We start from the raw sequence: 25,886 nt of genomic DNA on the forward strand, positions 1-25,886 counted from the left end.
CTGAAGAAAATCATGCCCGCTCACAACCCCTTCAAGACCGCACTCGCCGCACGCCAGCCGCAGGTCGGCCTCTGGCTGTCGATGGCCGACCCGTACATGGCCGAGGTCAGCGCGACCACCGGCTTCGACTGGCTGCTGATCGATGGCGAACACGCGCCCAACGACCTGCGCTCCACCCTGGCCGCCCTGCAGGCCGTGGCGCCGCATCCCGCGCAGCCGGTGGTGCGCGCGGTGAACGGCGACACCGCGCTGATCAAGCAGTTGCTCGACATCGGCGCGCGGAGCCTGCTGGTGCCGATGGTCGACACGGCCGAGCAGGCCCGCGCACTGGTGTCGGCCACGCGCTATCCGCCGCGCGGTATCCGGGGTGTGGGCAGTGCCGTGGGGCGCGCCTCGCAATGGAGTGCACGCGCCGACTACCTCGACACCGCGGACGACGAGGTCTGCCTGCTGGTGCAGGCCGAGACGGTGACGGCGCTGTCGAACCTGGCGGCGATCTGTGCGGTGGATGGCGTCCACGGCGTCTTCATCGGCCCGGCCGATCTCGCTGCCTCGATGGGACACCGCGGACGGCCGGGGCATCCCGAGGTGCAGGCGGCGATCGAGGCGGCCATGCGGACCATCGTGGCCTCGGGCAAGGCCGCAGGCACGCTGACCTCCGACCCGGCGCTGGCGCGGCGCTACCTCGACCTGGGTTGCACCTTCGTCGCGGTGGGCGTCGACGTGCTGCTCTACGCAGGCGCGGCGCGCAGGCTGGCCGCCGACTTCCTTCGGCGCCCAGCGCCGCCGGTCGCGATCGCGCAGGAGCGCGGCGCCTACTGAGCCGCGCGGGTACGGGTCATTCAGCAGCCCAGCCGGTCGGCCAGCACCCCGATGTCGGCGACGTGCAGCTCGTTGCCGGCTTGTGGCGACACATCCTTCGGCTGCGCCGCACCGAACTCGTTCGGACGCTCGATGTAGGCCGTGCGCAGCCCGCAGGCACGCGCCGCGGCCAGGTCGTCATGGTGCGCGGCCGCCAGCATCACCTGCCGCGGCGCGATGTCGAACACGCCGGCCACGCCCAGGTAGGTGCGCGGGTCCGGCTTGTAGGCCTTGAAGACCTCGGCGGAGAGCACGCAGTCCCAGGGCAGGCCGGCATGCTTCGCCATCTCGGTCAAGAGACCGATGTTGCCGTTGGACAGCGTGCACACGATGTATTTCGACTTCAGCCGCGCGAGGCCGGCCACCGCGTCGGGCCAGGCCGGCAGGCGGTGCCAGGCGCGGTTGAGTTCGCGCTTGTGCGCCGCATCGAGCCGCGTCACGCCGAGATCGCGCAGCACGTTCTCGAGGATGCTCAGGTGCAGTTCGTCGAGCAGCGTGAAGCCGCCCTCGCCCGCCGCGATCCGTTCCATCACGCCCCGCATCGCGGGCTGGTAACCGGCGCGCCAGGCCAGCGCGAAGGCGCCGCCGTCGACACCGGGCAGCAGGCGCTCGACCTCGGCCGCAATGCCGCCGTGCCAGTCGACCACGGTGCCGAACACGTCGAAGGCGATGACCTTCAGGTCGTCGACGTCGGGCTGCGCCTGCATGGCGTTCAGCGCGCCAGTTGCGTGGCTTCGCGCGCCAGTTGTTCGATGCGCGCCCAATCGCCCTGCTGGATGGCGTCGGTCGGCACGATCCACGAGCCGCCCACGCAGGCCACGTTCGACAGCGCGAGGAACTCCGCCGCGTTGCCCGCGTGGATGCCGCCCGTCGGGCAGAAGGTCACGTCGCCGAACGGCCCTTGCCAGGCCTTGAGCATCGGCAGGCCGCCGGCCTGCATCGCGGGGAAGAACTTGAGCTGCTGGTAGCCGTCCTCCTGCGCCATCATGATTTCGCTGCCGGTCGCCACGCCGGGCAACAGCGGCAGGCCGAGGTCACGGCAGGCCTTGCCGACCGCGGACGTGTAGCCGGGGCTCACGCCGAACTTCGCACCCGCCAGCACCGAGGCCTGCGCGTCGGACGCGCTGCGGATGGTGCCGGCGCCGGCCACGGCCTCGGGCACGTCGCGGGCGATGGCCTCGATGCACTGCAGCGCCTGCGGCGTGCGCAGCGTGACTTCGAGCATGCGGATGCCGCCGGCCACCAGCGCGCGCGCCAGCGGCACGGCATGCGCCACGTCGTGCAGCACGATCACCGGGATCACCGGCGCATCGCGCATCACGTCGAGCGCGGTCAATTTGTCGGGGTTTACAGCCATGAGCAGGCTCCTTCTTCTGCGGTGAGCGCATTGCGGCGCATGCCGGCGAACAGTTCGCGGCCGAGGCCGCGGCCGTCCGCCAGGCGTTGTTCGTCGGGCATGGTAGCCGTCTCGCGTTGCGCCCATTCGTCGTCCGGCAGCAGCACCGCCAGGGTGCCGGCCACGCCGTCGAGCCGGATCACATCGCCGTCGCGCACCTTGGCGAGCGGACCGCCGGCCGCTGCTTCGGGCGAGACGTGGATGGCCGCGGGCACCTTGCCCGACGCGCCGCTCATGCGGCCGTCGGTGACCAGCGCCACGCGGAAGCCCTTGCCCTGCAGCACCGACAGCGGCGGCGTGAGCTTGTGCAGCTCGGGCATGCCGTTGGCCTGCGGGCCCTGCCAGCGCACCACGCAGACCACGTCGCGGTCGAGCTCGCCGGCGGTGAAGGCCTTCTGCAGCGCCGCCTGCGAGTCGAACACCCGCGCGGGCGCTTCGATCACGTGGCGGTCGTCGGGCACCGACGAGACCTTGATGACGCTGCGACCCAGGTTGCCGGTGAGCAGCTTGAGCCCGCCGGTGGCGCTGAACGGTGCCGACACGGGACGCGCGACGGCGTCGTTCTTCGACGGCGCCGCCGAGTGCCAGTGCAGCACGCCCTCGGCCGAGGGCTCGCCGGCCATCGTGGGGATGTTGGCGAACTCGGCGATGCCGCCGGCCCGCACGGTCAGCACATCGGCGTGCATGAGCCCGGCGCCGACCAGTTCGCCGATCACGTAGCCGGGGCCGCCGGCGTCCTGGAAGGCGTTCACGTCGGCGCTGCCGTTGGGATAGACCCGCGTGAGCAGCGGCACCACGTCGGACAGTTCGGAGAAATCGTTCCAGTCGATCACGATGCCGGCGGCACGCGCCACCGCCACCCAGTGGATCAGGTGGTTGGTCGACCCGCCGGTGGCCAGCAGCGCCGCCATCGCGTTGACGATGGCGCGCTCGTCGACCAGCCGGCCGATCGGCGGGCACCGGAACGCTGCCGGCGACGCCTTGCCGAGCACCGTGCGCACGGCCTCGCGCGTGAGCGCCTCGCGCATCGCGTTGCCGGGCTGGATGAAGGCGGTACCGGGCACGTGCAGGCCCATCGCCTCGAGCAGCATCTGGTTGCTGTTGGCGGTGCCGTAGAAGGTGCAGGTGCCAGGCGCGTGGTAGGCAGCCATCTCGGCCTCCATCAGGCCCGCGCGGCCAACCAGGCCTTGCGCCGCCTGTTCGCGCACCTTGGCCTTGTCGCTGTTCGACAGGCCCGAGGGCATCGGCCCGGCCGGCACGAAGACGGTGGGCAGGTGGCCGAAGTGCAGCGCGCCGATCAAGAGGCCGGGCACGATCTTGTCGCACACGCCCAGCATCAGTGCGGCGTCGAACATGTCGTGCGTGAGGGCGACGGCCGTGCCCATCGCGATCACGTCGCGGCTGAACAGGCTCAGCTCCATGCCCGGCGTACCCTGCGTGACGCCGTCGCACATGGCCGGCACGCCGCCGGCCACCTGCGCGGTGGCGCCGAGGCGACGGGCCTCGTGCTTGATGATGTCCGGGTAGCCCTGGTACGGCGCGTGGGCCGAGAGCATGTCGTTGTAGGCGGTGACGATGCCGATGTTTGGCGCGCGCTCGGCGACGATCTTGAGCTTGTCGTTGACCGGCACGCCGGCCACCGCGTGGGCCACGTTCGCGCAGCCCATGCGGTCGGAACCGCGGTCTCGGCGCCCGTAGGCGTCGATCTGTTCCAGGTAGGCCGCGCGGGTCGGCGCGCTGCGTTCGCGGATGCGCCGGGTGACGGCTTGGACGGTGTCGTGGAGTGGCATGCTGGGGCTGTGGGTGCGCCGGCTGGCTGGGGCTTCATGGTAAACCCTGGACCCGCCGCGCCGTGCAGGCGAAGGGCGCGCGGCGCCCCTTCGCACTGCGGGATGGAAATTACTTGCCGCGGGTCTGCGCCACGGCCGCGTTGACCGCGTCCCAGGTCTCCTGACCCACGGACTTCGCGATCCCGACGTTCACGCTGACGAGCTTCTCGCGCATGCGGTTGGCCTCGGACGCCGGCAGTTCATTCACCTGCATGCCCTTGCCCTTGAGCTCGGCCAGCGCCTTGGCGGCTTCCTCGCGCGTGTCCTTGCGCTCGAAGTCGCGGCTCTTCACGGCGGCGTCCTGCAGGACCTTCTTCTCGGCCGGGCTCAGCGTGTCCCACCACTTCTTGCTCACCGTGACGATCCAGGGGCTGTAGACGTGGTTGGTCACCGTCAGGTACTTCTGCACCTCGTAGAACTTGCTCGATACCACGGTGTTGAACGGGTTCTCCTGGCCATCCACGGCGCGCGTTTCCAGCGCGGTGAACAGTTCGGAGAAAGGCAGCGGCACCGCGTTGGCACCGAGCGCCTTGAAGCTGTCGAGGAACACGTTGTTCTGCATCACGCGCAGCTTGATGTCGTTCATGTCCTCCAGCTTGTTGACCGGGCGCTTGCTGTTGGTAAGGTTGCGAAAGCCGTTCTCCCAGTACACCAGACCGACCATGCCCTTGGGCTCCAGCTTGGCCTTGACCTTCTCGCCCACCGGGCCGTCGAGCACGGCGTCGGCTTCCTTCACATTGGCAAAGAGGAAGGGCGTGTCCCACACCGCCATCTCGGGCACGATGCCCACCAGCGTGGCGGTCGAGCCGACCATCATCTCCTGCGCGCCGCCGATGAGCGCCTGCTGCATCTGGGTGTCGGAACCGAGCGACGCATTGCCGATGCCGCGGATCTTCATCTTGCCGCCGGTGGCCTTCTCCACCGCCTCGGCGAAGACCCGCACGGCGCGGCCCTGGTTGGAGTTGTCCACCAGGCCATAGCCGAAGCGCACGATGCGCGGCTTGAAGTCCTGGGCCTGGACGGCGCCTGCGGCGGCGAGTGCGGCCACCAGGCCGGCGAGAGCGAAACGAATGCGCATGGGAAGTCTCCTGTTGTGGAAAGGATGGCAGAAAGAAAAGGAAAAGGGTTCGGCGCGCCGGCGCTCAATGCATCCAGGCCAGCGGCGCGGTGATGAGCGACGGGAACAGCACGAACAGCACGGCCAGCAGCACGTACATGAGCAGGAAGGGCGTGGTGCCCTTGATCACGGTTTCCATGCGCAGATTGCCGACACCGGCCACCACGTTCTGCACGGTGCCGACCGGCGGCGTGATCAGGCCGATGCAGCCCACGTAGATGAACATGAAACCGAAGTACACCGGATCGATGCCGGCCTTGACGGCCAGCGGCGCGCACACGGGGCCGAAGATCAGGATGGTGGGCGTCAGGTCCATCGCGGTGCCGACCACCAGCAGGAACAGCATCATCAGCGCCATGAACACGATGGGGTTGCCCATCACGCCCGAGAAACTGTCGGCCAGCATGTTGGGCAGGTCGGCCAGCGTGATCATGTAGGCCGTCACGGTGGCCGCGCCGCACAGGAACATCACCACCGCCGTGGTCTTGCCCGCGGCCAGGAACACCTCGTAGAGCCGGGCCCAGGTCATTTCGCGGTAGACGAACATCGAGACGATAAGCGCGTAGACCGCGGCCACCACCGCCGCTTCGGTCGGCGTGAAGATGCCGCCCTTGAGGCCGCCCAGGATGATGACCGGCATCATCATGGCCCAGAAGCTGTGCAGCAGCGCCTTCATCCGCGCGCCCCACGCCACGCGCGGCATGGCTGGCAAGCGATGCTTGCGGGCGATCCACCACCAGGCGCCGATCAGGAACACGCCCATCATCAGGCCGGGGAACACGCCGGCGAGGAACAGCTTGCTGATCGACGTGTTGGTCGTCACGCCGTAGATCACGAAAGGCATCGACGGCGGGATGATCGGCGCGATGATCCCCCCCGACGCGAGCAGGCCCGCGCTGTAGCCGGGCGGGTACTTCTGCTCACGCATCATCGGCAGCAGGATGGTGGCGAGCGCGGCGGTGTCGGCGATGGCCGAGCCGCTCATCGACGCCAGCAGCACCGCGGCGCCGATGGCCACGAAGCCCAGGCCGCCGGGGATGTGCCCCACGAACGCACGGGCCAGGTCGATGATGCGGCGCGACAGGCCGCCCGCGTTCATCAGCTCGCCGGCCAGGATGAAGAAGGGCACGGCCAGCAGCGGGAAGTTGTCGAAGCCGGCCTGCAGGTTCTGCGCGAGCAGCTGCGCGTCGAAGAAGTCCAGGTGCCACATGAGCGCGACACCGGTCAGCACCAGCGCATGGGCGATCGGCATGCCGATCACCATGCCGCCGATGAGCACGATCAGGAAGATGGCGGTGACGATCATGGCGCCGCCCTCACTCGATCTCGCCGGCGTCGCCGGACGTGGCCGGCGGCGCGCCGCGCACCAGGTCGAACACCAGCGCGACCAAGAGGCCGACCGCCAGCACCAGCGTGGCGGCCGCACCGATCGCCAGCGGATAGCCCAGCACGGTGCTGTAGCTCTCCATGCCGGCGATCACCTGGCCCCAGGCGCCCTTGAGCAGCAGCACCATGCACAGCGCGACCAGTGCCTGGCTCACCCAGAACAGGCCCTTGCGCGACCCGCCCTTCAGGCGCGAGGTCAGCATGTCGAAGCCCAGGTGCTTGCCCTCGAAGGCGGCCACGATGGTGCCGACAGCCACCAGCCAGACGAAGAGCAGGCGCGAGATTTCCTCGTACGAGACGATGCTGGTGGCGAACACGTAGCGCAGCACGACGTTGACGAAGACGGCGATGACCATGCCGGCCAGCGCCACGACCATGAAGAGTTCGGCCAGGCGGTGCAGCGCCGGCTTTCGGGGCGCCGGCGTGGTGGAAGGGGGATGACTCATGCGATGTCTCCGGGCGACGTGTCGCGCCCTGTGGTGGGATGGGGAGGTGCGGTCGCGGCCTGCGTCGGTGCGGCCCAGGCGACCACCGCGGCGACCAGGTCCGCCATGGGCTGCGTGGCGTCCAGCACCAGCACGCCCGGCTCGCCCACGGGCGATTCGAGCGTGGCGAACTGGTTCGACACCAGCGCCGGCGAGAAGAAATGACCGGCCCGCGACTGCACCCGGGCCAGCGCCGCGTCGTAGTCGAGGGCCAGGAAGACGAAGCCCAGGTGCGGCGTGGCCTCACGCAGCCGGTCGCGGTAACGGCGGCGCAGCGCGGAACAGGTCAGCACCCGGCCGGCGCCCTCGGACGGCGACGCCAGCAGGCCGGCCAGTCGGTCCAGCCAGCCGGCGCGGTCGGCATCGGTCAGCGGTGTGCCCGCGCGCATCTTGGCGACGCTCTCGGGCGCGTGGTACGTGTCGCCCTCGTGCAGCGTCCAGCCCAGGGCGTCCGCACAGGCCGCACCGACGCTGGACTTGCCGCAGCCGGAGACGCCCATGACCACGATGGCTTGGGGTTCGAAGGATGAGATAGCGCTGTCCATTGAGAATCAAAAAAAGCCCGGTCGAAAGGCCGGGCCATGGCCGCCATTGTCTTCAAAAAAAGGAGTCTCACAGGGAAGCGCTCGCTGACTCGACGTGTACACGGCGCGTTCTACTTGTTAACCCTGTGATGGATAGCGCTATCCTAGAGAACAATGGGCGCTCCTTTCATCCGGATTTACCCTTGACCGACGCGACCCGCCGCCCTCGCCGCTCCAGTGGCCGCATCACGCTCGACGACGTGGCACGCGCAGCGTCTGTCAGCCCGATCACCGTGTCGCGGGCGCTGCGCGGCGAACGCAGCGTCGACCCGGCGCTGACCGCACGGGTGCGGGAGGCGGCCGGGCGCCTGGGCTACGTGCCCGACCCCGCCGCGCGCGCCCTGGCGTCGCAGCGCAGCAGCCAGGTCCTGGTGCTGGTGCCGATGCTGTCCAACACCCTGTTCGTGGATCTGCTGGAGGCGGTGCACCGCACCCTGTTCCCCGAGGGCTACCAGCCCTTCATCGGCGTGACGCACTACGACAGCGCCGAAGAAGAACTGCTGCTGCACACCTACCTGCCCCACCGTCCGGCCGGCCTGCTGGTGACCGGCTTCGACCGCAGCGAAACGGCGCGCCAGCTCATCGTGCGCAGCGGCGTGCCCTGCGTGCATCTGATGGAAACCAGCACCGCGCCCGGCGTCGCGTGCGTGGGGTTTTCGCAGGTGGACGCGGGCGCCGCCATCACGCGCCACCTGCTGGCGCGCGGGCGCCGCCGCATCGCCTTCTGCGGCGCCCAGCTCGACCCGCGCGTGATGCAACGCGCCGAAGGCTACCGCCGCGCCCTGCGCGAGGCGGGCCTCTACGACCCGCGGCTGGAAATGCTCAGCCCCGAGCGGTCGTCGATCGCCCTGGGGGCGCGCCTGTTCGAGGAGATGCTGCAGCGCATGCCGGACATCGACGCGATCTTCTTCTGCAACGACGACATCGCCCAGGGCGGGCTGCTGGCCGCCAACCGCCTGCAGGTGGCGGTGCCGGGCCGCATCGCCATCGCCGGCTTCAACGACCTGGCGGGCAGCGACCAGATGGTGCCGCCGCTCACCACCGTGCGGACACCGCGCAGCGAAGTGGGCCGGGCCGGCGCCGAGATGCTGCTGGGCATGATGCGCGGCACGCTGCCGCTGCCCGGCTGCGTCGAACTGGACTACGAGCTGGTCGTGCGCGGCAGCAGCTGAGGCCGGGCACAAAAAAGCCTGGTCGAGACCAGGCGGGTGGCTGACGTGCGCGCGGCCGGTCAGTCCAGCAGTTTGACCTCGACGCGGCGCGCCTGGGCGTTGTTGCCCGAGCCGGTGCTGACAGCCGGCTTCAGCAGATCGACCTTCTCGGCAGCGACGCCCAGGCCCACCAGCACGTCGCGCACCGTCTGTGCACGCAGCTTGGCCAGTTCCTCGTTGATCTTCGGATCGCCCGTGGTGTCGTGGAAGCCCGAGATGACCGCCTTGCGGCCGCCCTGGATGCCCTGGATCACCGTGGCCAGCGCTTCGGCCGCGCCTGGCGCGAGGTCGGCGCTGCCAGTAGCGAAGTAGAAATTCACCACGCCGCCCACCACCTGGATGCTTGCGCCTTCGGGCACCACCACCGTCACGATTTCGGTCGTCACCGTGCTGCCCGGTCCAGGCAGCGGGGCTTCGGCCGGCTCGACCTGCGTGACGGGCAGGCCGCTGTCCTGCACGGTGGCGCCGCCCATGCCGTAGTTGAACGTCGCGAAGCCCACCACGGTGAAGACCACCAGCGCGATCAGGGCGAAGAGGAATCCGAGGGCAAAGCGCTGCTGGCTGTCTTCGTCGTTGCTGGATGACATGCGGTGTTCTCCGAAGGAAAGGGGACGGTAAATAATGGGCGGGTGATCCATGACCGCGAAATTGTAGGTGCCCCGGCCGATGCGGCCTGCGGCGACCCTGGCCCTGTCGGCCCCATCGGCCTTGATCCGCTGCCGCGCCCGCTGCGCGATCCGCAGCCGATGCTCGAACGCACCATCACCGACTGGGGCGGCCACGACGACCTCTGGCTGTTCGGCTATGGCTCGCTCATCTGGCGGCCCGACTTCGACTTCGTCGAACGCCGCGCAGCCAAGGTGCACGGCTGGCACCGGGCGCTCAAGATGTGGAGCCGCGTGAACCGCGGCACGGTGCAGAACCCGGGGTTGGTCTTCGGGCTGCTGTCGGGCGGCAGCTGCCAGGGGATGGTGTTCCGCATCCCTGCGGCCGACGGCCTCGAGACGCTGGGCCGGCTGTGGCTGCGCGAGATGCCCACCGGCGTCTACGACCCGCGCTGGCTCGACTGCGTCACGCCCGGCGGCCGGGTGCGGGCGCTGGCCTTCACGCTGTCGCGGCGCAGCCCGAACTTCACCGGCGAACTGAGCGACGCGCGCTACCGACAGATCTTCCAGACGGCCACCGGCCGCTACGGCACCTCGCTGGACTACGCACGCCAGACATGGCTCGAACTGCAGCGCCACGCCATCCACGACCGGGCGTTGGCCCGACTTGTGCAGCTCGCAGAATCCGAGCTGTCGGCATCGGCCGATTGCGGCGCACCGTCGGCACCGCTATACCCGGACACCGCCGCATCCGCAGCGCCCGACCACTTCCAGGAGAAACTATGACCTCTCGCTTCCGTTCGATCGCCCTGGCCGCCGCGGCCGCGGGCCTGCTCGCAGGCTGCGCCTCGATGTCCGGCGGGCCCGGCGCCGTCGCCGACCTCGTGCCGACCGCGGCGATCACGCCGAACCCGACCGTGGGCAAGGTGACCTTCACGCCGCTCGAGCACGGCCTGCGCGTGGCCGGCGAGGTGCGCGGCCTGCCGCCGAACACCGAGCACGGCTTCCACATCCACGAGAAGGGCGACTGCGGCGACAACGGCAATGCGTCCGGGGGGCACTTCAACCCGGCCGGTGGCGTGCACGGCAAGTTCGCCGCCCCCGGCAGCCACGCGGGCGAGCTGCCCAGCCTGATGGCCGATGCGAGCGGCGTGGCGCGTTTCCGCGTCGATGTGCATTCGATCTCGCTGACCGACGGCGCCGCCAACAACGTGATCGGCCGCGCGCTGGTGGTGCACCGCGACCGCGACGACTTCACGACGCAGCCGGCCGGCAATTCCGGCCCGCGCATCGCCTGCGCGGTCATCGCGAAGGGCTAAGCCCGCCCGCCTCGAGCAGCGCCTCGGCGGCGGCAAGGTCGGCCAGGGTGTCGATGTCGGTCACGATGCCGATGTCGTCGACCACCAGATCGCGCACCTCGCCGCGCGCGCGCAGCGCCTGCAGCACGGGGGCTGCGCCACGCTCGCCCGTCAGGGTCAGCAGTGCGTCGCGCGCGCCCGCATCGAACGCCACCGGGTGACCCCGTCGGCCTTCGTGTTGCGGCTGCACCGCCGTGGCGCCTGCCAACGCTTCGGCCACGCGGCGCAGCGTGTCCGGCCGCACCAGCGGCAGGTCGGCGGGCAGCACCAGCCAGCCGGCCGCATCAGCGGTCGCGCGCACCGCCGCGGCGATCGAATCGCCCATGCCCGGATGGCCCGCGTCCTCCAGATGCCAGGGCAGCCCGCTGGCACGCACCGCATCGAGCGTGCGGTCGAGCACCGGCTTCCCGCCGAGCGGCGCCGCCAGCTTGTGCTGCGCGCCGCCCGAGGCGCGAAAGCGCTCGCCGCGGCCGGAGGCCAGCACGATCACGGTGGGCAAGGTGGAAGGCAGCGGTGCGGTCATGACTGAAGTATCACGCGCATGCCGCGAAGGTCGCGGTGGACCGACAATCGCCCGATGACCTCTCCCAACGACAACCTCGCCGCGCTGCGCAAGAGCTACGAGCGGGCCGAGCTGGACGAAACCCACAGCGCGCACGAGCCGCTGCAGCAGTTCGAACGCTGGCTCGGCGACGCCATCGAGGCGCAACTCCCCGAACCCAATGCCATGACGCTGGCCACGGTCGGCAGCGACCTGCGGCCGTCGACCCGCATCGTGCTCATCAAGGGCTACGACGCGCGCGGCATCGTCTGGTACACCAACTACCAGAGCCGCAAGGGCCAGGAGCTGGCCGGCAACCCATATGCGGCGCTGCAGTTCCACTGGGTCGAGCTGGAACGGGTGGTGCGCATCGAAGGCCGGGTCGAGAAGGTCGATGCCGCCGAGAGCGACGCCTACTTCGCCAGCCGCCCGCTCGACTCCCGCATCGGCGCCTGGGCCAGCCCGCAGAGCGAGGTGATCTCGGGGCGCGAGGTGCTGGTGAAGAACGCCGCCGTGGCCGCGGCCCGGCATCTGCTGTCACCGCCGCGCCCGCCGCACTGGGGCGGCTACCGGCTGGTGCCCGACCGTTGGGAGTTCTGGCAGGGCCGCAAGAGCCGGCTGCACGACCGCCTGCGCTACCGGCAAGATGGCGGCTGGGTGCGCGAACGGCTGGCACCCTGAGTTCGACAGCGCCCCGCGCGGCGCACGCCTACACCGGATCGCGCCCCCCGGGGCAGCCGCGAGGGCGGCCGCAAGTTCCTAGAATGCGCGGTCCTGCCGCTTCTCCCTCCCCCACGTGTCCGATCGCCTCCCTGTTCTCCCCCAGTACGTCCTGCCCAAGCAGGCGCTGACCTCGTTCGCCGGGTGGGTCGCCGGCAAGGAGCGCGGGGCGGTCACGACCTGGATCGTGCGGCGTTTCGTCGCCAAGTACGGCGTGAACATGGCGGAGGCGCTCGACAGCGACATCGCCAGCTACGCCAGCTTCAACGACTTCTTCACCCGCGCACTCAAGCCCGGCGCCCGGCCGATCGCCCGGGCCGACCTGGTGTCGCCGGTGGACGGCGCGATCAGCCAGTTCGGCGTGATCGACGACGACCAGATCTTTCAGGCCAAGGGCCACCACTGCACGGCCACCGCGCTGGTCGGCGGCGACGCCGCCTTGGCCGCGCAGTTCGCGCACGGCAGCTTCGCCACGCTGTACCTGAGCCCGCGTGACTACCACCGCATCCACATGCCCTGCGATGGCCGGCTGCGCCGCATGATCTACGTGCCGGGCGAATTGTTCTCGGTGAATCCGACCACCGCCCGCGGCGTGCCGGGCCTCTTCGCGCGCAACGAGCGCACCGTGTGCCTGTTCGACGGGCCGCGTGGCCCCTTCGTGCTGGTGCTGGTCGGCGCCACCATCGTGGGCAGCATGGCCACGGTCTGGCACGGCGTGATCAACCCGCCGCGCGGCGGCGAGGTGCGCGAATGGCGCTACGACGACCAGGACATCTCGCTCAAGCAAGGTGAAGAGATGGGGCGCTTCCTGCTCGGATCGACGGTCGTGATGCTGTTCCCGCGGCCCGCGCTGGCCTTCAACCCGGCCTGGGCGCCAGGCCGGCCGGTGCGTCTGGGCGAAGTGATGGCCAACCACACCAACGGCTGAGGCGCTGTCCGCCACAGCCCACGGCTGGCGCGAGGCGACAGCTACAACATTCGTAGCAAACGGACGCCTGCGCTATAGTCGCCAGCCCGCTTTGCACCGCCATCCATGCCGAGGAGACGACCCCGATGAGTTCCAAGGAAAACGCAGCCGTGAACCAGCTGCTGGCGCTGCTCGAAGCACGCTACGCCTTGCGGGTGCTCTGGGCGCTGCGGGACGGCCATGCGCAGACCTTCAGGCTGTTGCAGGACAGCGTGGGCGGCATCACGCCCAACACGCTGAACACCCGCATCAAGGAGCTGCGCGAAGCCGGGGTCGTCAGCCACAGCGGCGAGGGCTACTGCCTGACGCTCAGCGGGCAGGACCTGCTCAAGCGCCTGTCCGACCTGCAGGCCTTCGCCGCCAAATGGCAGGCGGGCCAGGTCCGGAAAGCGGCGGCCTCGGCTGCGGCGGCAACGCCACCCGCGACGGTATCGACGCCACCCGCACCGGCCGCCTCCTCGCACTGAGCAGCCGGCCGACGCCGCGCTGCGACGGCGTGGCGTCCTGCAGAGCGGCCGGGGCTGCTCGTTAAACTCCCCCGCTTTCTTTCTCTTCCAACCCCATCAGGAGCGCCCATGCCCACCACCCCTTCCGGCCTGCAATACGAAGACACCGTCGTCGGAGACGGCGCCGAAGCCAAGCCCGGCCAGCACGTGCACGTGCACTACACCGGCTGGCTCTACAACGACGGCGTGCAGGGCGCCAAGTTCGACTCCAGCCGTGATCGCAACGACCCCTTCGCGTTCTCGCTGGGCGCCGGCCAGGTCATCAAGGGCTGGGACGAAGGCGTCGCGGGCATGAAGATCGGCGGCCAGCGCACGCTGGTGATCCCGGCTGCGCTGGGCTACGGTGCCCGCGGCGCCGGCGGCGTGATTCCGCCGAACGCCACGCTGAAGTTCGACGTCGAGCTGCTCGACGCGCACTGATCCCCTGGGACGGCGGTGCCGTCCCCAGACCTCACCGCGGGAAACGCAGCATTTCCCGCCAGCGGCTTGATCAGCCGCATTTTTTTGCCTTGAAAAGCCCTACTGCCGGCCCCAGATGGCCTGCAATCGTTTCTTTCACGGCCAATCCAACGGTTTTTGAGCATGTCAGACCCAAAAAATCCCGAACTGAACCCGCAGACCCTGCAAGGTGACCCGAGCCCCGAAGAGCTGGAAGCCGCGCAGTTCGCCAACGAGGCCGATGCCCAGGGCGAACTGGCCACGGTCCAGGCCGAACTGGCCGCGCTCCAGGCGAAAAACGCCGAACTGGCCGACCAGTACCTGCGCGCCCAGGCCGACGTGCAGAACGCCCGCCGCCGCGCCGACGACGACATCAGCAAGGCCCGCAAGTTCGCGGTCGAATCCTTCGCCGAGAGCCTGCTGCCCGTGACCGACAGCCTGGAAGCCGGTCTCGCGATCCAGGACGTCACGCCCGAACAGATCCGCGAAGGCGCCGAAGCCACGCTGCGCCAGCTCAAGAGTGCGCTCGAGCGCCACAAGGTGATCGAGATCGCTCCGGCCGCCGGCACCAAGTTCGACCCGCACCAGCACCAGGCCATCTCGGTCGTGCCGACGCCGGGCCAGGAGCCCAACACCATCGTGGGCGTGCTGCAGAAGGGCTACACCATCGCCGAACGCGTGCTGCGCCCGGCGCTGGTCACCGTCAGCTCGGCGAGCTGATCCTGCACAAGAAACCCACAGGAAATCCCCGCGCCATCCCTTGAATCACGGCGGGTTATCCACACGTTCACAACAACTTCATTTCAGCATTCAGGAGAACCTTCATCATGGGCAGAATCATCGGTATCGACCTTGGCACCACCAACTCGTGCGTCTCGATCATGGAGGGCAACACGACCCGCGTGATCGAGAACTCGGAAGGCGCGCGCACCACGCCGTCCATCGTGGCGTATCAGGAAGACGGTGAAGTGCTGGTCGGCGCCTCGGCCAAGCGCCAGGCCGTGACGAACCCGAAGAACACGATCTACGCCGTCAAGCGCCTGATCGGCCGCAAGTTCGAGGAAAAGGAAGTGCAGAAGGACATCGACCTGATGCCCTACACCATCTCCAAGGCCGACAACGGCGACGCCTGGGTCGAAGTGCGCGGCAAGAAGCTGGCACCGCAGCAGGTCAGCGCCGAGATCCTGCGCAAGATGAAGAAGACCGCCGAAGACTACCTCGGCGAACCGGTCACGGAAGCCGTGATCACGGTGCCGGCCTACTTCAACGACAGCCAGCGCCAGGCCACCAAGGACGCCGGCCGCATCGCCGGCCTGGACGTCAAGCGCATCATCAACGAGCCGACCGCGGCCGCCCTGGCCTTCGGCCTGGACAAGCAGGACAAGGCCGACCGCAAGATCGCCGTGTACGACCTGGGTGGCGGCACCTTCGACGTGTCGATCATCGAGATCGCCGACGTCGACGGCGAGAAGCAGTTCGAAGTGCTGTCGACCAACGGCGACACCTTCCTGGGCGGCGAAGACTTCGACCAGCGCATCATCGACTACATCATTTCCGAGTTCAAGAAAGAGCAAGGCGTCGACCTCGGCAAGGACGTGCTCGCACTGCAGCGCCTGAAGGAAGCCGCGGAAAAGGCCAAGATCGAACTGTCGAACAGCGCCGCCACCGACATCAACCTGCCGTACGTGACGGCCGATGCCTCGGGCCCGAAGCACCTGAACATCAAGCTGACCCGCGCCAAGCTGGAAAGCCTGGTCGACGAGCTGATCGAACGCACCATCGCGCCCTGCCGCACCGCCATCAAGGATGCCGGCGTGAGCGTGTCGGACATCAACGACGTGATCCTGGTCGGCGGCATGACCCGCATGCCCAAGGTGCAGGAGAAGGTCAAGGAGTTCTTCGGCAAGGAACCGCGCAAGGACGTGAACCCGGACGAAGCCGTGGCCGTGGGCGCCGCCATCCAGGGCCAGGTGCTCTCGGGTGACCGCAAGGACGTGCTGCTGCTGGACGTGACCCCGCTGTCGCTCGGCATCGAGACGATGGGCGGCGTGATGACCAAGATGATCACGAAGAACACGACCATCCCGACGAAGTTCGCACAGACCTTCTCGACCGCCGAGGACAACCAGCCGGCCGTGACGATCAAGGTGTTCCAGGGTGAACGCGAGATCGCCTCGGGCAACAAGGCGCTGGGCGAGTTCAACCTCGAAGGCATCCCGCCGGCCGCGCGCGGCACGCCGCAGATCGAGGTGAGCTTCGACATCGACGCGAACGGCATCCTGCACGTCGGCGCCAAGGACAAGGGCACCGGCAAGGAAAACAAGATCACCATCAAGGCGAACTCGGGCCTGTCGGAAGACGAGATCCAGAAGATGGTGAAGGACGCCGAGCTGAATGCCGCCGACGACAAGAAGAAGGTCGAGCTGGCGCAGGCCCGCAACCAGGGTGAAGCCATGGTCCACAGCGTGAAGAAGTCGCTGGGCGAACACGGTGCAACCCTGGAAGCCGGCGAGAAGGAAAAGATCGAAGCCGCGATCAAGGACGTCGAAGAGGCGCTCAAGACCGACGACAAGGCCGCGATCGAGGAAAAGACCAACACGCTGATGGGCGCGAGCCAGAAGCTGGGCGAGAAGATGTACGCCGATGCGCAGGCTGCGGCCGGCGCCACGGGTGGCCCCGGTGCCGCCGCTGGCGCGGAAGCTGCCAGCGCCCCGGCCGACGACAACGTCGTCGACGCCGAGGTGAAGGAAGTGAAGAAGGGCTGATCGGCAGCCGCTCTCCAAGGCTGGATCACCCTGTCGGGTGATCCAGCCTTTTCCGTTTCCTGACCCGCTCCCGACGACCACGTACCATGGCCACCAAACGCGACTACTACGAAACCCTCGGCGTTCCCAAGAACGCGAGCGAGGAAGAGATCAAGAAGGCTTATCGCAAGCTCGCGATGAAGCACCACCCCGACCGCAACCAGGGTGACGCCTCGAAGGACGCCGAGGCGAAGTTCAAGGACGCCAAGGAAGCGTACGAGATGCTGTCCGACCCGCAGAAGCGGGCCGCCTATGACCAGTACGGCCATGCCGGCGTCGACCCCAACATGCGCGGCGGCCCGGGCGCGGAGGGCTTCGGCGGCTTCGCGGAAGCCTTCGGCGACATCTTCGGCGACGTGTTCGGCGGCGCCCGCGGCGGCCGCCAGGGCAGCGGGCGCCAGGTGTTTCGCGGCAGCGACCTGAGCTACGCGATGGAGATCACGCTGGAGGAAGCCGCCGAGGGCAAGGACGCGCAGATCCGCATTCCGAGCTGGGACGACTGCGACACCTGCCACGGCAGCGGCGCCAAGCCCGGCACCAAGCCCATCACCTGCACCACCTGCCACGGCCAAGGCTCGGTGCAGATGCGCCAGGGCTTTTTCAGCGTGCAGCAGACCTGCCCGCAATGCCACGGCAGCGGCAAGATCATCCCCGAGCCGTGCCCCACCTGCCACGGCCAGGGCAAGATCAAGAACAACAAGACGCTGGAAGTGAAGATCCCGGCCGGCATCGACGACGGCATGCGCATCCGCAGCACCGGCAACGGCGAGCCCGGCACCAACGGCGGGCCGCCGGGCGATCTTTACATCGAGATCCGCCTGAAGAAGCACGAGATTTTCGAGCGCGACGGCGACGACCTGCACTGCGTGGTGCCCGTCAGCATGACCACGGCCGCGCTGGGCGGCGAGATCAACGTGCCGACCCTCAGCGGCGCGGCCGCCATCGACATTCCCGACGGCACGCAAAGCGGCAAGCAGTTCCGCCTGCGCGGCAAGGGCATCAAGGGCGTGCGCGGGAGCTATCCGGGCGACCTGTACTGCCACGTGCGCGTCGAGACGCCCGTCAAGCTCACCGAGCACCAGCGCAAGCTGCTCAAGGAGCTCGACGACTCCTTCAAGAAGGGCGGCCACAAGCACAGCCCGACCGACAAGGGCTGGTTCGACAAGGCCAAGGAATTCTTCAGCTGAGCGCCTTTGGCTGACTCGCTCCGACAAGGGCGGCCTGCGGGCCGCCCTTTTGTTTGGTGCTATCGATATACGGGGAAAACACGGTCGGCGATCACGGTTGCCGAATCGTTCATGGTTCAGGGTGGAACTTGATCCGGCGCTGTTGTTCAGAGAGAACACACCATACGCAGGTGCGATCTTTGCTTTATGCTGAATCAGCAGTTTGGTTAGGGAGTTTTTGCAGGGCACCACGCCGTACGCAAGCGCCTACACAGCGGTTGCGGTCGGCGCGTGTTCTGCGGCAGATCCGGGGCTACGGCCCCATTGACTCGATGGAGGTTTTGTCCATGGATGTGATCAGCAACTTTGCCGCCCGCTACGACCGCACGCGAGAAGAAGTCATCTCGCTGCAGGAGTACCTCGACATCTGCAAGCGCGAGCCGGTCGCCTACGCCACCGCCGCCGAACGCATGCTCAAGGCCATCGGCGAGCCCGAGCTCGTCGACACCCGCAACGATCCGCGCCTCTCGCGCATCTTCGCGAACAAGGTGATCAAGCTCTACCCGGCGTTCAAGGAGTTCTATGGCATGGAAGACGCCATCGAACAGGTGGTGTCGTACTTCCGCCATGCCGCCCAGGGCCTGGAGGAAAAGAAACAAATCCTCTACCTGCTGGGGCCGGTGGGCGGCGGCAAGAGCTCCATTGCCGAGCGGCTCAAGCAATTGATGGAACACGTGCCCTTCTATTCCATCAAGGGCTCGCCGGTGAACGAATCGCCGCTCGGCCTGTTCGACCCGACCGAAGACGGCGAGATCCTCGAAAAGGAATACGGCATTCCGCGCCGCTACCTGCAGCGCATCCTGTCGCCGTGGGCCGTCAAGCGGCTGGAGGAATACGGCGGCGACATCCGCAAGTTCCAGGTGGTCAAGCGCTACCCGTCGGTGCTGCGGCAGATCGGCGTGGCCAAGACCGAACCGGGCGACGAGAACAACCAGGACATCTCCTCGCTGGTCGGCAAGATCGACATCCGCAAGCTCGAGACCTATGCGCAGGACGACCCCGACGCCTACTCCTATTCCGGCGGCCTGTGCCTCGCGAACCAGGGCCTGCTGGAGTTCGTCGAGATGTTCAAGGCGCCGATCAAGGTGCTGCACCCGCTGCTGACGGCCACGCAGGAAGGCAACTTCAAGGGCACCGAAGGCTTCGGCGCGATTCCCTTCGACGGCATCGTGCTGGCGCACAGCAACGAGAGCGAGTGGAAGGCCTTCCGCAACAACAAGAACAACGAGGCTTTCCTCGACCGCATCTACATCGTCAAGGTGCCGTACTGCCTGCGCGTCTCGGAGGAGATCAAGATCTACGAGAAGCTGGTGCGAACCTCGTCGCTGTGGGAGGCGCCCTGCGCCCCGGGCACGCTGCGCATGATGGCGCAGTTCTCGGTGCTCACGCGCCTGAAGGAGCCGGAGAACTCGAGCATCTTCAGCAAGATGCAGGTCTACGACGGCGACAGCCTGAAGGACACCGACCCCAAGGCCAAGTCGCTGCAGGAGTACCGCGACTACGCCGGCGTCGACGAGGGCATGAGCGGCGTGTCGACGCGCTTCGCCTTCAAGATCATCTCCAAGGTTTTCAACTTCGACAGCAGCGAGATCGCGGCCAACCCGGTCCACCTGATGTACGTGCTCGAGCAGCAGATCGAGCGCGAGCAGTTCCCCGCCGAGACCGAACAGAAGTACCTGGCGTACATCAAGGAACACCTGGCGGTGCGCTACGCCGAGTTCATCGGCAAGGAAATCCAGACCGCCTACCTCGAGAGCTACAGCGAGTACGGCCAGAACATCTTCGACCGCTACGTCACCTACGCCGACTACTGGATCCAGGACCAGGAGTACCGCGACGTGGACACCGGCGAGGTGTTCGACCGCGTGGCGCTCAATGGCGAGCTCGAGAAGATCGAGAAGCCCGCCGGCATCTCGAACCCCAAGGACTTCCGCAACGAGATCGTCAACTTCGTGCTGCGGGCGCGGGCCGGCAACGCGGGACGCAATCCGGCGTGGACCAGCTACGAGAAGCTGCGCACGGTGATCGAGAAGAAAATGTTCTCGAACACCGAGGAGCTGCTGCCCGTCATCAGCTTCAACACCAAGAGCAGCGCTGACGAACAGAAGAAGCACCAGGATTTCGTCGCGCGCATGGTCGAGAAGGGCTACACCGCCAAGCAGGTGCGGCTGCTGTGCGAGTGGTACCTGCGCGTTCGCAAGAGTTCCTGAGTTCATGACGCGCTCCGGCGCGGAGGTCTGACACCTTGGCCATGCTGCAACAGATCATCGATCGGCGTTTGTCGGGCAAGAACAAATCGATCGGCAATCGCGAGCGCTTCCTGCGGCGCTACCGGGGCCAGATCCGCGACGCGGTGCGGCGTGCGATCAGTGGGCGTAACATCCGCGACCTCGAACGCGGCGAGGACATCACATTGCCCAAGCGCGACGTGTCGGAGCCGGTGTTCGGGCACGGGCCAGGGGGCAACCGCGAGTACGTGCACCCGGGCAACCAAGAATATCTCAAGGGCGACCGCATCAAGCGCCCGCCCGGCGGCGGGGGCGGCGGCCAGGGCAGCGGGGAAGCCGGCGACAGCGGCGAAGGTGAGGACGATTTCGTCTTCAAGCTGACCCGCGAAGAGTTCATGCAGGTCTTCTTCGACGACCTCGCCCTGCCCCACCTCATCCGCACGCAGCTGGCCGAAGTGCCCGAGTGGAAGAGCCACCGCGCCGGCTTCAAGAGCGACGGCAACCCGAGCAGCCTCCATGTGGTGCGTTCGATGCGCGGTGCACTGGCGCGGCGCATCGCGCTGGGCGGCGAAGACCGCGTCGCGCTGCTGCGCATGCAGACCGAACTGCTGCAGTTGCGCGCCGAACCCGGGGCGCACGAACCGCCGCTGGCCGACCGCATCGCCGATCTGGAAGCGCAGATCATCGAGCTGCGCCGTACGGCCAAGCACATCCCCTACATCGACCCGATCGACCTGCGCTACCGCAACCGCGTACGGGTGCCGGTGCCGAGTGCCAAGGCGGTGATGTTCTGCCTGATGGACGTGTCGGGCTCGATGGACGAGGCCCGCAAGGACATGTCCAAGCGCTTCTTCATGCTGCTGTACCTGTTTCTCACGCGGCACTACGAGAAGATCGACCTGGTCTTCCTGCGGCATCACACGCAGGCCCAGGAAGTGAGCGAGGAAGAGTTCTTCCACGCCACCGAGACTGGCGGCACCGTGGTATCGAGCGCGCTCGTGCTCATGGACGAGATCATCCGCGCGCGCTACCCCAGCGGGGAATGGAACATCTACGGCGCGCAGGCCAGCGATGGCGACAACTGGCACCAGGACAGCGGCCGCTGCCGCCAGATGCTGGAAGAGTCGATCCTGCCGATGGTGCGCTACTACGCCTATGTGCAAGTGGCCGACGCCGAGCAGAACCTCTGGCAGGAATACGCGCAACTCGAAGGCGTGCGGCCCAACTTCGCGATGCGCAAGGTCGCGAGCGCGCAGGACATCTACCCGGTGTTTCGTGAACTGTTCAAGAAGGAAGGAGCGCCCGCATGAGCGAAACGAGCGAACTGCCGGTGACATCCTCCCCGGGCCGCGCCGCCGAGCCGCTGCCGAGCCCCTCGGACTGGACTTTCGACCTGATCGAAACCTACCACCAGGAGATCCGCAAGACGGCCGAGTCCTTCAGGCTCGACACGTACCCGATCCAGCTGGAAATCATCACCGCCGAGCAGATGATGGACGCCTACGCCAGCGTGGGCATGCCGGTGATCTACCGCCACTGGTCGTACGGCAAGCAGTTCATCTCGACCGAGAAGAACTACCGGCGCGGCGCCATGGGCCTGGCCTACGAGATCGTCATCAACTCCGACCCGTGCATCGCCTACCTCATGGAAGAGAACACCATGGCGATGCAGGCCCTGGTGATCGCCCATGCGGCCTATGGGCACAACAGCTTCTTCAAGGGCAACTACCTGTTCCGCATGTGGACCGACGCGTCGTCGATCATCGACTACCTGGTCTACGCCCGGAACTACATCAACGAGTGCGAGGAACGCCACGGCGTCGACGCCGTCGAGGAACTGCTCGACTCCTGCCACGCGCTGATGAACTATGGCGTCGACCGCTACCGTCGGCCACAGAAGCGCTCGCTCGCGCAGGAAATCAGCCAGCGCGCCGAACGGGAGCACCATCTGCAGCAGCAGGTCAACGACCTCTGGCGCACCCTGCCCCGGCGCATCGAGACGGCGGCCGGTGCCGATGCCACGCGCCGCTTCCCGGCCGAGCCGCAGGAGAACCTGCTGTACTTCATCGAGAAGAACGCGGCGTTGCTGGAGCCCTGGCAGCGCGAGGTGGTGCGCATCGTGCGCAAGGTGGCGCAGTACTTCTACCCGCAGCGCCAGACGCAGGTGATGAACGAGGGCTGGGCCACCTTCTGGCACTACACCCTGCTCAACACCATGTACGACAAGGGCCAGCTGGCCGATGGCTTCATGATCGAGTGGCTGCGCTCCCACACCAGCGTGGTCTACCAGCCGCCGGTGGGCCACCGCGCGTACAGCGGCATCAACCCCTATGCGCTGGGCTTCGCGATGTTCACCGAGCTGCGCCGCATCTGCGAGAAGCCGACCGAGGAAGACCGCCGCTGGTTCCCGGACTACGCCGGCACCGACTGGCTCACGACGCTCGACCATGCGATGCGCAACTACAAGGACGAGAGCTTCGTCGGCCAGTTCCTGAGCCCGAAGACGATGCGCGACTTTCGCCTGTTCGCGGTGCGCGACCATGCGGAAGACCCGGAACTGGAGATCGCGGCCATCCACGACGACAACGGCTATCAGGCATTGCGCGAATCGCTCTCGCGCCAGTACGACATCGGCAGCCGCGAGCCGGACATCCAGGTATGGAACGTCGACATGCGCGGCGACCGGTCGCTCACGTTGCGCCATGTGCAGCGCAACGGCCAGCCGCTGCGCGACGACACGCACGAGGTGCTCAAGCACGTGACCCGGCTGTGGGGTTTCGACGTGCGGCTCGAGAGCGTCGATCCGCAGGGCCGCGTGACCTTGCGCGAGACCGCCTCGGCCCCGCGCAACCACTGAACGGGCGCTTCAGCGTGGCGGCGTGAGCGCCTTGCGCGCGGCCAGTGCCGCCTCGCGCGCGCCGCAGCCTTCGATGTGGTCGTTGACGAGGCCCATCGCCTGCATGAAGGCATAAACCGTGGTCGGCCCGACAAAGCTCCAGCCACGCTTCTTCAGGTCCTTCGACATCGCGATCGATTCGGCCGTGGTGGTGAAGGCGCGCAGCGCGGCGAGCGTCGCCTTCTTCGGCCGCGATGACGGCGACGGTTCGAAGCGCCACGCGTAGGCCGCCAGCGAACCGAATTCCTCGCGAAGTTCCAGCACGCGCTTCGCGTTGTTGATGGTCGACTCGATCTTGCCGCGATGGCGCACGATGCCGGCGTCGGCGAGCAGGCGTGCCACATCGGCCTCGCCGAAGCGCGCGACGGCCTCCGCCTCGAAGTTCGCGAAGCCGCGCCGGAAGTTCTCGCGCTTGTTCAGGATGGTGAGCCAGCTCAGCCCGGCCTGGAAGCCTTCGAGGCACAGCTTCTCGAACAGCCGGCGCTCGTCGGTCACCGGGAAGCCCCACTCGTGGTCGTGGTAGTGCTGGTAGGCCGGCGTGGCCTCGCACCAGCGACAGCGCGGCGCACCGTCGGCACCGCTGAACAGGCCGTCGGCCAGCGTTTGTGTCTTGCTTGAACTCATGCCGTCGGTTTCCTGAAACGTTCCCACGCCTGCGGTGTCGGCGTGGTGCCGGCACCCGGCGCCTGCGGCAGGCGGAAGTAACCGTCCACCACCTCGGCCGGCTCGGTGAAGCAGTCCTTGATCCATGGGATGTACTCGAGCACCTGGCAGGCCGGATGCGCGTAGCTCAGGTGCACATGGACCTGGCTCATGTCGCCGGCGTGCGGTGCCACCGGCAGACGGAAGGCGTGCGCGGTGTCGCAGACCTGCAGCACCTCGGACACGCCGCCCAGCCGGGTCACGTCGGGCTGCACCCAGTGGATGGCCTGCTGTGCGAAGAATTCGCCGAAGGCTTCGGCGGTGTAGAGCTGTTCGCCCAGCGCGACGGGCACGTGCGTGGCGCGCGCCAGCTGCGCGTGGCCCTTCACGTCGTCGTACCAGAGCGGCTCCTCGAACCAGAAGACGTCGGACGCCGCGGCCCCGCGGCAGAAGCGCAGGCAGGTGGCCAGGTCCCACTTGCCGTTGCCGTCGACGGCCAGCGTCACGTCCGGTCCGATGGCCTCGCGCACCGCCGCGAGCCGGCGCAGGTCGCGCTCCACCGTCGAGCCGACCTTGATCTTGATGCCGGTGAAGCCGTCGGCCACCGCGCGCCGCGCGCCTGCGACCAAGGCGTCGTCGGGAATGCTGAGCCAGCCGATGTCGGTGTTGTAGGCCCGCACGGTGTTGCGCACCTGGCCGCCGAGCAGCTTCCACAGCGGCACGCCGGCGGCCTTGGCCTTCAGGTCCCACAGCGCGATGTCGATGGCCGCCAGCGCCAGCGTGGTGATGCCGGCGCGGCCGACCCACTGCAGCGCGGGGTTGCGCGCCAGCTTCAGCCATAGCCGACGGATGTCGCCCGCATCTTCGCCGACCAGCAGCGGTGCGTGGCAGGTCTCGATGCAGCGGGTGATGAGCTGGTCGCTCGGCAGGTGCGCATGCGTCCCCGTGAACCCGTAGCCCGTGAGCCCGTCGTCGGTGTCGACCTGCGCGCCGACCACGCCCCAGTGGCTGATGACGTGCGTGCTGTCGGCGATCTGCGAGCCGGTCACCGGCACATGCAGGATGAAGGGCCGGACCGATGTGATCTTCATGGACGTTGTCTCCTTCTTCTTGGTTGGTAGGCCGGGGCCTGGCCCGGCGTCCGCCGCCGTCAGCCCGGTTCGTTCAGCCGCACCAGGGCATCCATGGCCAGCGGGTAACCCTTCACCCCGAGCCCGACGATGATGCCGCGCGCCGCGGGCGAAATGAAGGAATGGTGGCGAAAGCTCTCGCGTGCATGTACGTTCGAGATATGCAGTTCGATGACCGGCACGCTCGCTCCCTTGATGGCGTCGTGCAGCGCCACGGAGGTGTGGGTGTAGGCGCCCGCGTTGAGCACCACGCCGAGCATGCGGCCGGCCGCCACCTCGCGGCCGGCTTCCTGCAGCCAGTCGACCAGGGCGCCTTCGTGGTTGGTCTGGCGGCATTCGACCGCCACGCCCAGCCGCGTGCCGGCCTCGGCGCACAGGCGCTCGACGTCGGCCAGCGTGTCGCTGCCGTACTGCGCGGGCTCGCGCGTGCCGAGGAGATTGAGATTGGGGCCGTTGAGGACGAGGATCTTTTTCATGGGCGGGCACCGATGGCTGCGAGGATTTCGGCGGCCATTATGTGCGCCCGCTGGCGCGTCCCGACGCCTCAGAGCACCGCGGTCTGGGCCGGGATCAGGGCGACGATGGTCTGCGGCGCACGGCGCAGCGTGTCGGTGGCGCAGGAGCCCAGCAGGCCGCCTTCGAAGCGGATGTCCACCCGCGGGAAGTAATGCCCCAGCGATGCCGCCGCGTCGAACAGGCAGCGCTCGATGGTGTCGAAGGCCGCGCCGCCATCCACGCCGTCGGTACCCCGGGCGCTGATGCGGTAGGTGAAGCCGTTCGGCGCCTGGCGGCGGATGTCGATCGAGGGTTTCATGCGGGGGGGGACAGGTGCAGAGGGTACAAAGCCGCGGCATCCGCGAGCCCGATGGTCGCAAGGAAGGATCCTGGCGTAAATAGTCCTTTTGGACCGCCCGAGTTCGCGCAAAATCCCCGACACGGCCTCCGACGCGGGCGCT

Annotated in this window: 27 protein-coding genes; 14 read left to right on the forward strand and 13 right to left on the reverse strand. The window is 67.9% G+C overall.

All coding sequences use genetic code 11. The features are described from left to right. Positions 1-12 precede the first annotated feature (12 nt). Complete coding sequence (gene hpaI / locus QTH86_RS23440; RefSeq protein WP_286648574.1) at positions 13-822, forward strand: 4-hydroxy-2-oxoheptanedioate aldolase; 810 nt, start codon at positions 13-15, stop codon at positions 820-822. 20 nt (positions 823-842) lie between these two features. Here the strand turns inward: hpaI and QTH86_RS23445 are convergent, their stop codons facing one another. From QTH86_RS23445 to QTH86_RS23475, 7 genes are all read right to left on the reverse strand, one after another. Further along, the gene (locus QTH86_RS23445) at positions 843-1,568 is read right to left on the reverse strand and encodes a haloacid dehalogenase type II (RefSeq protein ID WP_286648575.1); all 726 of its coding nucleotides are present in this window, start codon (positions 1,566-1,568) and stop codon (positions 843-845) included. 5 nt (positions 1,569-1,573) lie between these two features. After that, positions 1,574-2,218: a bifunctional 4-hydroxy-2-oxoglutarate aldolase/2-dehydro-3-deoxy-phosphogluconate aldolase gene (locus QTH86_RS23450; RefSeq protein ID WP_286648576.1), complete on the reverse strand. Its 645-nt coding sequence runs from the start codon at positions 2,216-2,218 to the stop codon at positions 1,574-1,576. Then, a complete protein-coding gene (gene edd / locus QTH86_RS23455; protein ID WP_286648577.1) occupies positions 2,209-4,047 on the reverse strand; it encodes a phosphogluconate dehydratase in 1,839 nt (612 codons plus the stop codon). Before edd ends, QTH86_RS23450 begins: the two co-directional genes overlap by 10 nt. Before the next feature lie 109 nt (positions 4,048-4,156). Then, a complete protein-coding gene (locus tag QTH86_RS23460; RefSeq protein ID WP_286648578.1) occupies positions 4,157-5,164 on the reverse strand; it encodes a TRAP transporter substrate-binding protein in 1,008 nt (335 codons plus the stop codon). 64 nt (positions 5,165-5,228) lie between these two features. Beyond that, complete coding sequence (locus tag QTH86_RS23465) at positions 5,229-6,509, reverse strand: TRAP transporter large permease (RefSeq protein ID WP_286648579.1); 1,281 nt, start codon at positions 6,507-6,509, stop codon at positions 5,229-5,231. A 10-nt stretch (positions 6,510-6,519) separates the two neighbouring features. Next, on the reverse strand, positions 6,520-7,035 hold the full coding sequence (locus tag QTH86_RS23470) for a TRAP transporter small permease (protein WP_286648580.1): 516 nt from the start codon (positions 7,033-7,035) through the stop codon (positions 6,520-6,522). After that, on the reverse strand, positions 7,032-7,619 hold the full coding sequence (locus tag QTH86_RS23475; protein ID WP_286648581.1) for a gluconokinase: 588 nt from the start codon (positions 7,617-7,619) through the stop codon (positions 7,032-7,034). Before QTH86_RS23475 ends, QTH86_RS23470 begins: the two co-directional genes overlap by 4 nt. A 182-nt stretch (positions 7,620-7,801) precedes the next feature. On the opposite strand from QTH86_RS23475, the gene gntR reads away from it, so the two are divergent. Further along, positions 7,802-8,830 carry an HTH-type transcriptional regulator GntR gene (gene gntR / locus QTH86_RS23480; protein WP_286648582.1) on the forward strand — a complete coding sequence of 343 codons (1,029 nt, stop codon included), beginning with the start codon at positions 7,802-7,804 and terminating at the stop codon, positions 8,828-8,830. Between the two features lie 59 nt (positions 8,831-8,889). Here gntR and QTH86_RS23485 read toward each other — a convergent pair whose 3' ends face one another. Then, entirely contained in the window at positions 8,890-9,456 is a 567-nt protein-coding gene (locus QTH86_RS23485) for an OmpA family protein (protein ID WP_286648583.1), read from the reverse strand. A 159-nt stretch (positions 9,457-9,615) separates the two neighbouring features. Between QTH86_RS23485 and QTH86_RS23490 the strand changes: the two genes are divergently transcribed. Together QTH86_RS23490 and QTH86_RS23495 are read left to right on the forward strand one after the other, a co-directional pair. Beyond that, the gene (locus QTH86_RS23490) at positions 9,616-10,260 is read left to right on the forward strand and encodes a gamma-glutamylcyclotransferase (protein ID WP_286649113.1); all 645 of its coding nucleotides are present in this window, start codon (positions 9,616-9,618) and stop codon (positions 10,258-10,260) included. Continuing rightward, positions 10,257-10,793, forward strand: coding sequence for a superoxide dismutase family protein (locus QTH86_RS23495; protein WP_286648584.1), 537 nt, complete (start codon positions 10,257-10,259; stop codon positions 10,791-10,793). The genes QTH86_RS23490 and QTH86_RS23495 overlap by 4 nt, the downstream gene beginning before the upstream one ends. Here the strand turns inward: QTH86_RS23495 and QTH86_RS23500 are convergent. Continuing rightward, positions 10,777-11,355 (reverse strand): nucleotidyltransferase family protein, encoded by a 579-nt coding sequence (locus tag QTH86_RS23500; RefSeq protein ID WP_286648585.1) that lies wholly within the window; start codon positions 11,353-11,355, stop codon positions 10,777-10,779. The genes QTH86_RS23495 and QTH86_RS23500 overlap by 17 nt on opposite strands. Positions 11,356-11,409: 54 nt before the next feature. Here QTH86_RS23500 and pdxH point away from each other — a divergent pair, with 54 nt between their 5' ends. The 10 genes from pdxH (at position 11,410) to QTH86_RS23550 (ending at position 23,119) form a co-directional block, all read left to right on the forward strand. After that, entirely contained in the window at positions 11,410-12,054 is a 645-nt protein-coding gene (gene pdxH / locus QTH86_RS23505) for a pyridoxamine 5'-phosphate oxidase (protein WP_286648586.1), read from the forward strand. Between the two features lie 115 nt (positions 12,055-12,169). Continuing rightward, positions 12,170-13,021 carry an archaetidylserine decarboxylase gene (asd, locus tag QTH86_RS23510; protein WP_286648587.1) on the forward strand — a complete coding sequence of 284 codons (852 nt, stop codon included), beginning with the start codon at positions 12,170-12,172 and terminating at the stop codon, positions 13,019-13,021. Between the two features lie 125 nt (positions 13,022-13,146). Continuing rightward, a complete protein-coding gene (locus QTH86_RS23515; protein ID WP_286648588.1) occupies positions 13,147-13,527 on the forward strand; it encodes a winged helix-turn-helix transcriptional regulator in 381 nt (126 codons plus the stop codon). Positions 13,528-13,635: 108 nt separating this feature from the next. Further along, entirely contained in the window at positions 13,636-13,986 is a 351-nt protein-coding gene (locus QTH86_RS23520; protein ID WP_286648589.1) for an FKBP-type peptidyl-prolyl cis-trans isomerase, read from the forward strand. Between the two features lie 162 nt (positions 13,987-14,148). Continuing rightward, complete coding sequence (grpE, locus tag QTH86_RS23525; RefSeq protein WP_286648590.1) at positions 14,149-14,724, forward strand: nucleotide exchange factor GrpE; 576 nt, start codon at positions 14,149-14,151, stop codon at positions 14,722-14,724. Between the two features lie 107 nt (positions 14,725-14,831). Then, entirely contained in the window at positions 14,832-16,769 is a 1,938-nt protein-coding gene (gene dnaK, locus QTH86_RS23530; RefSeq protein ID WP_286648591.1) for a molecular chaperone DnaK, read from the forward strand. Between the two features lie 86 nt (positions 16,770-16,855). Next, on the forward strand, positions 16,856-17,995 hold the full coding sequence (dnaJ, locus tag QTH86_RS23535) for a molecular chaperone DnaJ (RefSeq protein WP_286648592.1): 1,140 nt from the start codon (positions 16,856-16,858) through the stop codon (positions 17,993-17,995). A 326-nt stretch (positions 17,996-18,321) separates the two neighbouring features. Then, complete coding sequence (locus QTH86_RS23540) at positions 18,322-20,244, forward strand: PrkA family serine protein kinase (protein WP_286648593.1); 1,923 nt, start codon at positions 18,322-18,324, stop codon at positions 20,242-20,244. Positions 20,245-20,285: 41 nt separating this feature from the next. Next, positions 20,286-21,572 carry a YeaH/YhbH family protein gene (locus QTH86_RS23545; protein ID WP_444814111.1) on the forward strand — a complete coding sequence of 429 codons (1,287 nt, stop codon included), beginning with the start codon at positions 20,286-20,288 and terminating at the stop codon, positions 21,570-21,572. Next, positions 21,569-23,119 (forward strand): SpoVR family protein, encoded by a 1,551-nt coding sequence (locus QTH86_RS23550; RefSeq protein WP_286648595.1) that lies wholly within the window; start codon positions 21,569-21,571, stop codon positions 23,117-23,119. Before QTH86_RS23545 ends, QTH86_RS23550 begins: the two co-directional genes overlap by 4 nt. Before the next feature lie 9 nt (positions 23,120-23,128). Here QTH86_RS23550 and QTH86_RS23555 read toward each other — a convergent pair whose 3' ends face one another. The 4 genes from QTH86_RS23555 to QTH86_RS23570 form a co-directional block, all read right to left on the reverse strand. Further along, positions 23,129-23,782 (reverse strand): DNA-3-methyladenine glycosylase I, encoded by a 654-nt coding sequence (locus QTH86_RS23555; RefSeq protein WP_286648596.1) that lies wholly within the window; start codon positions 23,780-23,782, stop codon positions 23,129-23,131. Beyond that, complete coding sequence (locus tag QTH86_RS23560; protein WP_286648597.1) at positions 23,779-24,891, reverse strand: mandelate racemase/muconate lactonizing enzyme family protein; 1,113 nt, start codon at positions 24,889-24,891, stop codon at positions 23,779-23,781. Before QTH86_RS23560 ends, QTH86_RS23555 begins: the two co-directional genes overlap by 4 nt. A gap of 59 nt (positions 24,892-24,950) precedes the next feature. Then, the gene (gene aroQ, locus QTH86_RS23565) at positions 24,951-25,406 is read right to left on the reverse strand and encodes a type II 3-dehydroquinate dehydratase (RefSeq protein WP_286648598.1); all 456 of its coding nucleotides are present in this window, start codon (positions 25,404-25,406) and stop codon (positions 24,951-24,953) included. A 68-nt stretch (positions 25,407-25,474) separates the two neighbouring features. Then, complete coding sequence (locus QTH86_RS23570; RefSeq protein WP_286648599.1) at positions 25,475-25,744, reverse strand: hypothetical protein; 270 nt, start codon at positions 25,742-25,744, stop codon at positions 25,475-25,477. Positions 25,745-25,886 lie beyond the last annotated feature (142 nt).

The sequence above is a fragment of the Variovorax sp. J2L1-78 genome (assembly GCF_030317205.1).
Lineage (GTDB): Bacteria > Pseudomonadota > Gammaproteobacteria > Burkholderiales > Burkholderiaceae_C > Variovorax > Variovorax arabinosiphilus.